Origin of the sequence: Cylindrospermum sp. FACHB-282 (genome assembly GCF_014697195.1) — a bacterium.
Taxonomy (GTDB): Bacteria; Cyanobacteriota; Cyanobacteriia; order Cyanobacteriales; family Nostocaceae; genus Cylindrospermum.
In genome coordinates this window covers 105,296-117,473 of the sequence record NZ_JACJRJ010000016.1, presented here as the reverse complement: position 1 = coordinate 117,473, position 12,178 = coordinate 105,296, and the positions used below count along the sequence as shown (strand labels likewise).

Below are 12,178 nucleotides of genomic sequence, written 5' to 3'. Positions count from 1 at the left end.
ACATCAAATTGGTGTAGTGGTATTTGGGTGGAATCAGGGACAAAGACAAGAAGCGCAGTTAGGTAGAACAACGCAATCATTTGTGCAGATACCAACCGCCAAACTCAAAAAACGAGTTAAACAGTTATGCGAGTACCACGGCATCAAATTTGTAGAAACTGAAGAATCCTATACCAGTAAAACTAGTTTTCTAGATGGTGATTTTCTACCTACTTTCGGCGCAAAACCTGAAGGGTGGAAACCAAGTGGAAAACGAGTAAACCGCGGTATGTTCCGCACAGGAAAAGGACTATTTATTAACGCTGATTTAAATGGTGCAGCGAATATACTTCGCAAGGTAGAGACACAATTAGGACTCGTCCTAGTCAAGGTCTGTAGGCAAGTTTTGACCCTTGCTACCAGATTTCGTATCTGGGAAACCAAAACTAAAAAGCGAAGTGGTACGGCTTCAGCCTACGACGTAGCATCAGTTTAGAATCCCCGTGTCTTTAGACCGGGGAGAGGTCAACACGATTAAATCTCATTCAAGGACACACACTAAGTTTTTTCTTTTCTTCAGGATGAGTTATAAAGTAATCTTTGAGCCGATCGCACCCTTCATCCAGGAGTTGATCTAATCCTCTGACGCGCCACAAAATCGCCGTATTGTCGGAACTGGCTGTAGCTAGCAGTTTGCCATTCGGGCTAAAATCTGCGCTTTTAATATTGCCCTGATGACCTGTAAATTCTGCAATTTGTTGTCCTGATAAATTCCACAACCGGATTTTTTTAGTAGCAGAAGCTGTAGCTAGGAGCTTACCATCCGGGCTAAAACTTATAGATCTAACTCTGCTCTGATAAGTCTTAAATGGTGTTGCTACCTGCCTTCCTGAGAAATCCCACAGCCTGATAGTTCCATCATCTCCAGCAGTAGCAAGTTTATTTTCCTTTTGGCTAAAACTAACACTGCGAACATAGCCCTGATGACCTTTCAATTCTGCTAACAGTTTGCCATTTATATTCCACAACCATGCTCCATTCTCTCCAACTGTAGCTAAGAGCTTACCATCTGCGCTAAACCTGGTAGCCTCTAGCTTGCCTTGATGTTTTAATTCGGCTAATTTCTTTCCTTCCAAGTTCCACCGTTTGGCCATACCATCATCCCCAGCAGTAGCAAGCTCATCGCCATTATTATTAAAATTGGTACTTAGGATGGCGCTAGAATGAGCATTAATTTTTCTTAGTAATTCTCCACTGTATTTCCACAGTTTAATTGTGCCATTGTTTCCACCTGTAGCAAGTAAGTCTTTTTGTTTTTTGGGGCTAAAACGCACGCTATTAGTACCGTCTTGGTAGGTGCGAAATGACCTTACCAGCGTTACCATATCTCCTTCCAGTTTCCAAAGCCTAACAGTGTCATCGTCTGAAGCTGTAGCCAGTAAGTTACGATCTGGGCTAAAACGAACGCTGCCAACAGTTTTTGTATGCCCTTCTAATTTGGTTAAGGGATTTTTGGGTTTGATTAATGATTTTCCTGGAACTGCCCAGAGTCTTACCGTACCATCATCTTGTCCAGAGGTAGCAAGAGTATTGCCCTGATCATTAAACCGGATGCTAACAACACTGCCCTGATGACCCTTTAACTCTGCTTGTAGTTTGCCATTAAAATCCCATAGCTTAACGGTGCCATCCTTGCCTGCTGTAGCAAGTTGTTTACCATCTGGGCTAATTCGGACTGTCTCAACACCATCCTGATGGGCCTCAAACTGTGACAGTTTTGTTCCAGCAAGATTCCACAACCTGACTGTATCATCATTTCCACCTGTAGTAACTTGCTGACCATCAGGAAAAAACGAAACACTGTTAACACTACATTTAGCGTCCCTACGTTTTGGGTTGGCATTGCATTGATGAACCTTAAATTCTGCCCGTCGCTTTCCATTAAGATCCCAAAGTATTGCCATTCCATCTTCTCCAGCTGTAGCTAGCATCTGACCATCTGGGCTAGGATTGAGACTGTTGATACTGCCTTTGTGAGCATTAATGGCTGGTACAACCGGTTCGCCCTTGAGACGCCACAGCCTGAGCGTACCATCATCTCCAGTTGTCGCCAGAAGTTTGTTATTTGGAAGAAAACGGACATTTTTGACACTACATTTATCATCCTCATTTGGTATCTGGTATTCTCCTAAGTGCTGACCATTGGCACACTGATGATGCATAGATTTTATAAAAACAGGTGGCTTCTGACTATTTGAGACATCCCACAGCTTTACCCAACCGTTACTTGCACCTGTAGCCAAGATTTTTTTATCTTGACTAAAATCGATACTTTTGATACTGTTATTGTGCAGTGCAATATATTTCAATCTTTTCAATTTTTTGTCCTGGAAATCCCACCAGGTAACCCTGCCATCCTCTCCACCGGCAACAATTAAGTCTTCCTCTTGGTTTTCCTTGGGAAGAAAACGGATACTGTTTATACCTTGTTGGTAAGTATTGATTTGATTTGTTTGATGAATATTATCCAGAATCTTCTGCAAAGCTAGCAGCGGACTTGTAGCCGGACAGTCTTGCAAACATTGGCTATTCCAAAAAGCCATTTTTTTAGCTTCTTGTCCTGCTTCCATTGCTGATACTAAAGCTTCTATCTCTCCAGCGCCAGACTCAAAGTTTTTTAAAGCGGTGACTCCAGCGCCTTCAACTTCAGCTGTCCATCGTAGCCAAAATGCAACTACAGCGAGGATTGAGACTAGTATTAAACCACCTGTCAGCCCAAATAGAGTTAGCTGGCGATCGCGTTCCTGCTGCTGGCGATCGCGTTCTCTGAGTGCCAAACTCCGCTGGATGAAACCTTGCTCTGCTTGGCTCAACTCATCTTGGCGCTGCTTGAGCCAATTTTCCGCCTCCCCTAGAGGGACACTTCGCAGCAATGAACCCTCATCTTGTCCGGCATTTTCCCATTGACGGATTCTCGATCGCAATAATTCTTGCCAAATGCGGAAAGAGCGATCGCTCTCCATCCATCCGTGCAGCCGTCCCCATTTCCGAATCAAGGTTTCATGGACAATCTCTACTGTTTCTTTACTAGCAGTCTTAGCAGTTTCATCACGTCCAGTCACCACCAGCCTTGCATCAGCTAGGCGCGTGACCAAATCCCAGTTATTTTCTCCCACCTCATTTCTGGTAGCCAGTCGCCGGGTGTCTTCTGTACCTTCCCCAGGACGCACCAGTTGGACAAATACTTGCTGTGCCCGTTGTTGTTCCTCTGGTTTGAGTTTGGCAAACTCAGTTTCTGCATGATTCGCCAAGGACTTTTCTACACCGCCAATCGCTTCATAAGCAGCATGAGTCATTTGTCCATTTTGCCGCTGTACCCACAGTTGGGTTAAAGCAAATTCCAGTAATGGCAAATTTCCTGGTGAATCTGCTACCGCTTGGAGAATCCGCTCTGCAAGACCTTCTTCTAAGCTTACCCCTTGCTTGTTTGCAGGTAGAGCGATCGCCCGCTGCAATTCTTCTCGGCTCATCGGAGCAAGTTTTAAATCAGCATTCTGCAAAGCATCGGCAAAGCGACGATCCTCAAGCGCATATCCCAGAAAATCAGCCCGCAGCGTCAGCACAAGGGTAAAATTCTGCACTAACTCTACAGCTTCCAGTAATTGATTTAAAAATAACTGACGCTCTTTAACATCTAAGCGAGACGTATACAGTTCCTCAAATTGATCGACAACAAGCAATAGGCGAGAATTCGCTGCTTGCGCCAAAATTCGGGATAAAACGGTATGTACTGCCATTTTACCCTCTCGTAACTCACCAACTAATTTTCCAGCATCAAAATCTTGTTGTACCTTCCTCTCCTTTGGTTCACGTAGACGCACAAGTATTGCTGCTAGTTCATCCAGAGGATGAGTCTTGGGACGGAAGGACTCAATCAGCCAATTATTTTGTTGGTACAGATGGGGAATCAAACCCGCAAACACTACACTAGACTTACCGCTACCAGAAGCCCCAATTATTGCTACCAGGGACTGTCTTTGGACAGCATCTACCAGGTTCCGGGTGAAAATCTCCCGCCCAAAAAAAAATCGCGCATCTTCTTGCTGGAAAGCAAATAGACCACGATAGGGACAAGAGGCAATAGCTGTCCATGCTGTAATTAGCACCTCCGTGGGAATCATAAAAGCTGCTTTGGTTTCTGGTCGTTTCATTTCAGCCGCCACAGCCATTCCTGCTACACCCTGAAGTTCTTCATCCCAGATGGGCGCACCGCTGAAACCAGGTTCTAATCTATAACCTGGTTGTTTGAAATCCTCTAGTTGCACCCAACCGTTAGCAAGTTTTCCCCGTAACTCTCCCACTGCAAAAACCCCATCGAGTTTTCCATCGGGAAAACCCAATACACGAAAAGAATGTCCCCAAAAATCATCAGATGTAACTAATAGTGCTTTTTGAGATGTTGGGGGAGAATTTTCTAACTCCAATCCAGCAATATCTTCTGCTTCTGCATCGGGATTAAGAGGTCGCCAAAAGACTACTTTGGCTTTTAGGTACTGTTTAGCCGCCACTAGCGGAAAGTCCAAGGTAATTTCTGCATCTGGCATTTCAGCAGTTTTTCTCGGAAGTCCCAAGGCATCAGCTACAACATGGGCGCAGGTGAGGATGTACTTTTGGGAAACTAAGAAGCCAGCACCAATTACTTTGCCACTATTGGAGTAAATTCTGACAATAGATGACTCAAAGGGTGCTGCCATTTTGTGAATCTTTTTTCCACTTCAAGGTGATTTCATAGTTGACTTCACTATTACCAGAAGCTACAACCGCCCCAAGTTGAGCGCTAATTTTGATGCCAAACTTGACTTCCACTTCATCTGCCGGCTGTTTGAGGCTGCCTATTTTGGTAATAATTGCATTCGCTATCGGTTTGACGGTTTCTAGGGCTGACTCAAAAGTCTGTGTAGCCTTATCAACTACTTGGTCTCGCAAACCGATGCGATCATCGGTTTGTGTTGTTTCGTCTACTTCAACAAGAATAAATTCGCCACTTTCAAGAGGAAATTCTACTATGCGTTTCACAATAAACTTACAAGATTGTGTATAAATACGAAAATTTCTAGTCTTACAGATTATAGTAGGTATTGAGCCGAGATATGTGTAATTTCCTGCAATATGGTCTGGAAATTCTAGTATTGTTTGGTTAGGCGATGTTTATACCCTACTATTTTTTTACATCACAAAATGAGCTTGTTATATCGTGGTGATGTGTCTTCCTGATGGCTGCACAATGCTCATAACTCTAACTTGGGTGAAACAGTACTAACCCAAGTTATCATCATCAAATAGTTTTAAGAATTATTCTGATGTCTAAAAAAATTACTATTGGCTTGATGCTGCTGCTTCTTGGTACGCAAATTGGTATAAACCAGCAAATAGCCAGAGCCCAAACTCCAGTAGTATCGGTAACTACCAGCAAATCAATTTGTCCTGCTCAACTGGGTACATCTGTGGATGCGGTGCTCAATCGTCCTCAATTTATGCGATCGCACTGGGGTATTATGGTACAACCCCTGTCATCTGAGCAAACTCTTTACAGTCGCGATGCTCAGAAATACTTTGTTCCTGCTTCTAACCTCAAGCTACTAACAACCGCTGCTGCATTACAGCAACTAGGCGAAAATTTTCGCTTTCGCACCTCCATTTATAGCAATAGCAATGGTGTTTTACGAGTTGTGGGTAGGGGAGACCCTAGTTTAAATGATCTTCAATTACAAGCATTAACACAGCAATTAAAACAGCAAGGCATTACCGAAATTAAGCAGTTAATTGCCGATGATAGTTATATTCAAGGGGACATTGTTAACCCTACTTGGCAATGGGAAGATGTGCAATCAGATTATGGTGCACCAGTCAACAGCTTGATTCTGAATCAAAATGCTTTTAGTTTCAAGCTTCTACCCCAAACTGTGGGTAAAATTTCACAAGTAGCGTGGAATGATACCAACGAAGCAAAACAGTGGGGCATAATTAATCAGTCCGTAACAGTTGCTCAAAATCAACCAACCTACATCAACGTTACCCGCGATTTATCAGGAACAGTCTTACGCATTACAGGACAATTGACAGCAAATGCTGAACCATATTTAGTAAATTTGCCTGTAATTGCTCCTAATCAATATTTCTTACGGCGCTTCCGCACAATTTTGGACTCAGAAAAAATTTCCTTGGGGCAAACATTGGTAGTAAATGGTGGTACTAATCAACAGGAAATAGCATCTGTAGAATCGCCTCCTTTATCTGAATTATTGATAGAGACAAATGTAAATAGTAATAATCTCTATGCTGAGGCATTACTCAGATCATTAGCTGTGAAAAAAACCAGAGGTTTAAATCAGAGTAGTGCTGATGTGGGTTTAGAAGTTGTCAAAGCAAGTTTAACTCAATTGGGTGTTGATTCAGCGAATTATGTTTTGGTGGATGGTTCTGGTTTATCACGTCGTAACTTAGTGACTCCATTTGCTTTAATCCAAACGTTACGGGGAATGGCAAAAACACCAGCAGCATCTGTGTATCGTGCATCTTTACCCGTAGCGGGGAAAAGCGGAACTCTCAAAAATCGCTTTCTTAACACATCAGCTGAGGGTATTGTGCAAGCAAAAACAGGCACAATGAGAGGTACAGTTTCTCTTTCTGGATATGTGAATTTGCCACAGTATGAGCCTTTGGCTTTCAGTATTATGGTGAATCAATCTGAACAGTCTGCTACTGTTATCAGGCAAGGAATTGATGAAATTGTGGTGTTATTAACGCAGTTGCGGCGTTGTTAAATATTGTAAAAATAAAGGGGATAAGTATTAGAAAATTTGTATGTTTTTATGCATCTACTTAAGAAGCAAACAAAATTAACTAAAAGTGAGTACCTCTTTTGTCTGTAACACCGGGAACAGATTTTTTTGGCATTTTAGCTGGTAAGGAGTATATTGTTGAGCCAGAAAAATTAGAGATTGTCAAAAAGCATATTGGTCGATTTCCTGAATATTTACCTAATATAAAGATGATTCAGCGGCTTCAGCAAGCTTTAGATTCAGGACAAACAATTTCTGGATCTGATGCTAGTTTCTACTTTCATGAACTGAAAGAGGCTAAACTAATGGAAGAAGGTGATAAATGGGCTGAAGCTCATCTTAAGGCTATAGCAGATTATGGTGTATCACCATTTAGCTTGTATCATCCTGATGTAATTAAAGCTTATCCAGAAGATTTCAATCGGAATTGGCGAAAACCTTGGGGGATTGAGTAAATATGAAACAACTTGATCTAGGCTTAACGGGAAAAGCTCGTATTTGGAAGGATGAAAATTTTAATTATCCTTGGAATTTCCGACCTATTTATCCTGCTGTAGATGAAAGGAGAGAAACTATAAATAATCATGCCAAAAGTGGTTCATTATCTAAAAAGCAAGTAATGCTTGAGAGATTAGTGCCTCTGGGTGCTAGATTTCTTTATGGCTGCTTAGGTGCTATTTTTGAACCCAATAATTCTGACAAATTGGTATTGAATGTTGTTATTTCAACTGAATTAGAACGCGAAGTCAATTTTTCTCTAGCAACATCATTAGATGTAGTTAGAGTTGGCATACCCGAAGAATATGCTAATAGTGTTTTTATTGGAGCAAAATCTAAGCTCCAAGAACCTGCAATTAGTGATATTTTTGGATCTGGTGAAGTTTATTTTAAGTGGGGAACCTTTGGAGAAATCGGGTCTTCTAGAGCATTCTTCCATGACCTTGCTTGTGCAGTTATTGAAGTCATGGTGAGAGAAAAAGTAAGAGCTAATTATCCCATCACACCACCATTTAAAGAGTTTCCGTTCTATCGTTCTCTTTATGCTACACCATTAAAATTAAGAGAATATGGTGCGTTGCGCTATCGCCAACGCACCATTTCTAAGGCTACCAGGTGATAGCTGTCCCCTAATGAGGTACTGCCAACTTCTGATCAATTACCTGATCAACTACTTCAACGTTGTCAGCTACAATTTGGCGGAATACTTCGCCCTCAATGGTCTCTTGCTCTGTTAACAAATCAACTAATCGCTCCAAAACTATGCGGTGTTCTTCCAATAGTTCCTTTGCTTTGATGTAACAAGTGTTGATAATTTCGCGGACTTGACTATCAATTTTAGCGGCAATTTCTTCAGAATAATCTGATTTATTCATCCAGTCGCGCCCTAAAAATACCTCGCTACTCGGATTTTCTAGGGAGACTGGCCCTAATTCAGACATCCCGAATTTTGTTACCATCTGCCGTGCCATATTTGTCACGTGTTGCAGGTCATTTCCTGCCCCTGTGGTTACTTCTGGTTTACCAAAAACAATTTCCTCAGCGGCGCGACCACCTAAAGTGGCGGTAATCCTAGCTTTGATTTGGGAACGAGAAATTAAACCTTGCTCCTCATTGGGGGTAAACCAAGTCAATCCTAGGGCTTGTCCCCGTGGGATGAGGGTGACTTTTTGCACTGGGTCATGGTCTTTAAGGAATGTACCCACCAAGGCGTGTCCGACTTCATGGTAGGCAATTAAGCGCTTGTTTTTGCTGTCTACTAAGGGGGTACCTTCCATCCCAGCGACTACCCGATCAATAGCAGCGTCAATTTCGAGGATAGTGACAGCCTCTTTGCGTCTTCTGGCGGTGAGAATTGCCGCTTCGTTGAGTAAGTTGGCTAAGTCTGCACCGGTGAACCCTGGGGTGCGGCGTGCGATCGCATCTAAAGATACACTAGGATCAATTTTCTTATTCCGGGCATGAACTTTTAAAATTTCCAGTCGTCCTTTGAGGTCTGGTGCATCCACCATCACTTGTCTGTCAAAGCGTCCGGGACGCAACAATGCTGAATCTAGTACGTCGGGGCGGTTGGTGGCAGCAATAATAATAATGCCTGTATTACCTTCAAAACCATCCATCTCCGTCAGCAGTTGATTGAGGGTTTGTTCCCGCTCATCGTTACCGCCACCAATACCAGCACCCCGCTGCCGCCCCACAGCGTCAATTTCATCGATAAATATTAAACAGGGGGCATTGTCTTTGGCTTTCTTGAACAAGTCGCGGACGCGGGAAGCACCCACACCAACAAACATTTCCACAAATTCTGAACCAGAAATACTGAAGAAAGGTACACCAGCTTCCCCAGCGATCGCTTTTGCTAGTAAAGTTTTACCAGTACCGGGAGGCCCAATTAACAGCACTCCTTTGGGAATGCGTGCGCCAACAGCCGTAAATCTTTCTGGCTGTTTAAGAAAAGTAACGACTTCTTGCAGTTCTTCCTTCGCTTCTTCCACCCCAGCCACATCTTCAAATTTCACACCTGTTTTAGCCTCCATCTGGAAGCGAGCGCGAGATTTGCCAAAATTCATCGCTTGGCTAGAAGCATTGGTAGAGCGACGCAGGAACAACAGCATTAAAGCCACCAGCGGCAAAATCCACATCAGGTTGATCAACAACCCTACAGCCGCTCTACTGTTAGCTGAGGAAACCTCACCAAAGTCAACGTTTTTTTCTTTGAGTTTGTTAATTAACTCCGAGTTTTGCTCTAAAAGTCGCACCTGTATGGGTGGTGTATCTGGCTTTTGCCCCGCTAAATAAACCCTGGCTGTCTGTTCAGTTTCATCCAGTTCTACTTTTTTGATTTCCCCTTTCTCCGTTTTCTGAAGCAACTCCCCATAAGTTAAGGACTCGCGCTCTGTTTTTTGCGCCAAGACGGGAGCACCCCCAAAAATGCTTGGCAGCATGATCAAGCTAGCTACTATGGCCCCAGTCCAAGCAGACCGCTTTGCCAATCCCTGTTTCATCAATGCTTTTTTCCCAAAATTTGTCATATTAATTACCCTTTGTCTGTTGGCATAAGCTGAGAACTGGTTTTATGCCTATTCTTCTAGCAGAAATTGCAATAACTGGAAATTACAGTTGTCTCATCTAGTCTAACTTCCAGACAAAACCATTCCCAAATCTCCACTAGTTACACTATGTAGCTTATTAGTCTGGGTAATCTGGCTCCTAGGAGGAATGGCAAGGCAAACAGCCCAGCATCCAACTCTCGATTAGGCATTCCTTGAGTAATTTTTTTGACGAAATTTTATTTGCTCTCTCCTCCTAACCCAAAACCGCTCAATGGGAATTTGACATCGTACAATATAAATCGCTAAGATAAGCATAATCATAATGACTACGCTTTTCTAGAATTTTGATGATAGTGGTTAAATATTATTTTATGGGTGAATTATGGTAAAAATTGTGGGCATTGGTGGTAGTTTAAGACCCGGCTCCTACACTCAGCTAGGTTTGCAAATAGCAGTGCAACGAGTAGCAGCCCTAGGGGCAGAGGTAGAAATTCTGGATTTGCGACAATTGCAATTACCATTTTGTACTGGTGCCAAGGAGTATCCAGAGTATCCAGACGTGCAACGGTTGCGCGATACCGTTCGCAACGCCGATGGGTTAATTTTGGCAACACCAGAATATCATGGCGGTGTGAGTGGTGTCCTGAAAAATTCCCTAGATTTGATGAGCTTTGACGAACTGTCTGGTAAAGTGACGGGACTGATTAGCATTTTGGGGGGTCAGTCTAATAGTAACGCCCTTAATGAGCTACGGTTAATCGTCCGCTGGGTACATGGTTGGGTGATTCCAGAACAAATTGCGATCGGACAAGCTTACGGTGCTTTCAATCCTGAAGGTAAGCTGCTGGATGAAAAGCTTTCCCAACGCTTTGATCAATTTGCTCAAAGTTTAGTTGATAACACTCGTAAACTGCGCGGAGTTAGTTAGAAATAAAGGATAAGGGGAGGACATTTCTGTGCATAGTTTCTCCCTCTTATCCTCTGTCGCTTCATTTGTAGAATAGCAAAGGCGAAGGTATTGAATTTATCAAGGGGATGTGTAATACTAATTTTTTAAGTAAAAATACTGAATTATTAACCAAGTTATTACCTCTACTGTGGTTACTTGATAAGGGAAATTCCTGTCTTGGCGGTCACCGTCCCAAAAGGGCTGCGATTCGTTTAGCTGGAAAGCTGACCCGAAAGGGCTAAAGCGTAACCTGCAAAGGATGCCAGAACGAGGGAAAACCCACCTCAAATAATAGCCGGCATTTCATAAGTACATACGAGTAGATAAATTGTCTCTAAGCTAAATTTTGGCAATACAGCAAAAATGATGGAAATATTGAACAGTATTTTGTATCCATTTAAAATACCATTTTTGGCATCATCTCAAATTTATTGGTTATATCTGCTTTCAACTATTTTACTGGCGACAATACTATATATAATTGGTCTAGCAAATCGGGACAAAGAGAAAAGTTTACTAGAATACCTTTTACCTAAAGAAGTTTATTTACATCCTTCATCTATTGCTCTATACAAATATTTCTTTTTAATTTCCTTGTTCCAGATATTTTTCGTAGTGCCAACAACACTATCTTTAGCAAAAGTTACCGATATAACTGTCCAAGGTTTGATACAAATTACAGGCATTACCACACCTTTTATAGTCACGAGTCCCCAATTATGGCAGCAGGTTGTATTCAGCATTTTTGTAGCATTATTAGGTGACTTTGCTAATTTTCTATACCATTGTCTGGCTCATAAAATTCCTATTTTGTGGGAATTTCATAAAGTACATCATTCAGCCGAAGTCATCACACCATTGACCGTATATCGCATTCATCCATTTGAGATGTTTTTAGGCACAATAACGATTGTTACAATCACTAATTTTGGAGCAGGCATTTGGATTTACTTGTTTGGAAACGGGATGAAAGAGTTATTAATTTATGGAGTCAGCTTTGAGATTTTTATCTTTTATTTAGCAGGATATAACTTGCGTCATTCTCATATCTGGTTAGCTTATCCTCAGTGGATCAGCCATATATTTATCAGTCCAGCACAACACCAAATTCATCATAGTGTAGACCCCAAACATTATGATAAAAACTTCGGTTATATTTTCGCATTTTGGGACTGGATGTTTGGCTCTTTATACGTGCCAAGCAACTATGAAAAACTGAGCTTTGGTTTATCAGATGGAGAATCAAATTTGTTTAATAGTGTCACCAATATGTTTTTACAGCCTTTGAGAGCAATTGGGCAGAGAATCAGCAAAAACTCAGTCTGATTAATCCTAAATTTGCGCCATAATACCACTTT

At 42.1% G+C, this 12,178-nt stretch carries 9 protein-coding genes; 6 read left to right on the top strand and 3 right to left on the bottom strand.

The window, feature by feature from the left end:
- The coding region (locus tag H6G32_RS10890) for a zinc ribbon domain-containing protein (protein WP_190457997.1) at positions 1–475 on the top strand (475 nt) is incomplete at its 5' end.
- A 49-nt stretch (positions 476–524) separates the two neighbouring features.
- On the opposite strand, the gene H6G32_RS10885 is transcribed toward H6G32_RS10890, so the two are convergent.
- Together H6G32_RS10885 and H6G32_RS10880 are read right to left on the bottom strand one after the other, a co-directional pair.
- Positions 525–4,733 (bottom strand): nSTAND1 domain-containing NTPase, encoded by a 4,209-nt coding sequence (locus tag H6G32_RS10885; RefSeq protein WP_190457995.1) that lies wholly within the window; start codon positions 4,731–4,733, stop codon positions 525–527.
- Positions 4,717–5,055 carry a CU044_2847 family protein gene (locus H6G32_RS10880; RefSeq protein WP_190457993.1) on the bottom strand — a complete coding sequence of 113 codons (339 nt, stop codon included), beginning with the start codon at positions 5,053–5,055 and terminating at the stop codon, positions 4,717–4,719. The genes H6G32_RS10885 and H6G32_RS10880 overlap by 17 nt, the downstream gene beginning before the upstream one ends.
- Positions 5,056–5,339: 284 nt before the next feature.
- Between H6G32_RS10880 and dacB the strand changes: the two genes are divergently transcribed.
- The 3 genes from dacB (at position 5,340) to H6G32_RS10865 (ending at position 7,938) form a co-directional block, all read left to right on the top strand.
- Positions 5,340–6,803, top strand: a complete 1,464-nt coding sequence (gene dacB / locus H6G32_RS10875; RefSeq protein ID WP_190457991.1) for a D-alanyl-D-alanine carboxypeptidase/D-alanyl-D-alanine endopeptidase — start codon at positions 5,340–5,342, stop codon at positions 6,801–6,803.
- A gap of 98 nt (positions 6,804–6,901) precedes the next feature.
- Entirely contained in the window at positions 6,902–7,276 is a 375-nt protein-coding gene (locus tag H6G32_RS10870; RefSeq protein ID WP_242046555.1) for a hypothetical protein, read from the top strand.
- Between the two features lie 2 nt (positions 7,277–7,278).
- Positions 7,279–7,938: a hypothetical protein gene (locus tag H6G32_RS10865; protein ID WP_190457989.1), complete on the top strand. Its 660-nt coding sequence runs from the start codon at positions 7,279–7,281 to the stop codon at positions 7,936–7,938.
- A gap of 10 nt (positions 7,939–7,948) precedes the next feature.
- Here the strand turns inward: H6G32_RS10865 and ftsH are convergent, their stop codons facing one another.
- The gene (gene ftsH / locus H6G32_RS10860) at positions 7,949–9,850 is read right to left on the bottom strand and encodes an ATP-dependent zinc metalloprotease FtsH (RefSeq protein ID WP_190457987.1); all 1,902 of its coding nucleotides are present in this window, start codon (positions 9,848–9,850) and stop codon (positions 7,949–7,951) included.
- Between the two features lie 403 nt (positions 9,851–10,253).
- On the opposite strand from ftsH, the gene H6G32_RS10855 reads away from it, so the two are divergent.
- Together H6G32_RS10855 and H6G32_RS10850 are read left to right on the top strand one after the other, a co-directional pair.
- On the top strand, positions 10,254–10,799 hold the full coding sequence (locus tag H6G32_RS10855; protein ID WP_190457985.1) for an NADPH-dependent FMN reductase: 546 nt from the start codon (positions 10,254–10,256) through the stop codon (positions 10,797–10,799).
- Positions 10,800–11,183: 384 nt separating this feature from the next.
- A complete protein-coding gene (locus tag H6G32_RS10850; protein WP_190457983.1) occupies positions 11,184–12,146 on the top strand; it encodes a sterol desaturase family protein in 963 nt (320 codons plus the stop codon).
- Positions 12,147–12,178: the final 32 nt, after the last annotated feature.

Coding starts and splice junctions, on each gene's coding strand:
- H6G32_RS10850 (WP_190457983.1), top strand. CDS start 11,184: ATGATGGAAATATTGAACAGTATTTTGTATCCATTTAAAATACCATTT.
- H6G32_RS10865 (WP_190457989.1), top strand. CDS start 7,279: ATGAAACAACTTGATCTAGGCTTAACGGGAAAAGCTCGTATTTGGAAG.
- dacB (WP_190457991.1), top strand. CDS start 5,340: ATGTCTAAAAAAATTACTATTGGCTTGATGCTGCTGCTTCTTGGTACG.
- H6G32_RS10885 (WP_190457995.1), bottom strand. CDS start 4,733: ATGGCAGCACCCTTTGAGTCATCTATTGTCAGAATTTACTCCAATAGT.
- H6G32_RS10855 (WP_190457985.1), top strand. CDS start 10,254: ATGGTAAAAATTGTGGGCATTGGTGGTAGTTTAAGACCCGGCTCCTAC.
- ftsH (WP_190457987.1), bottom strand. CDS start 9,850: ATGACAAATTTTGGGAAAAAAGCATTGATGAAACAGGGATTGGCAAAG.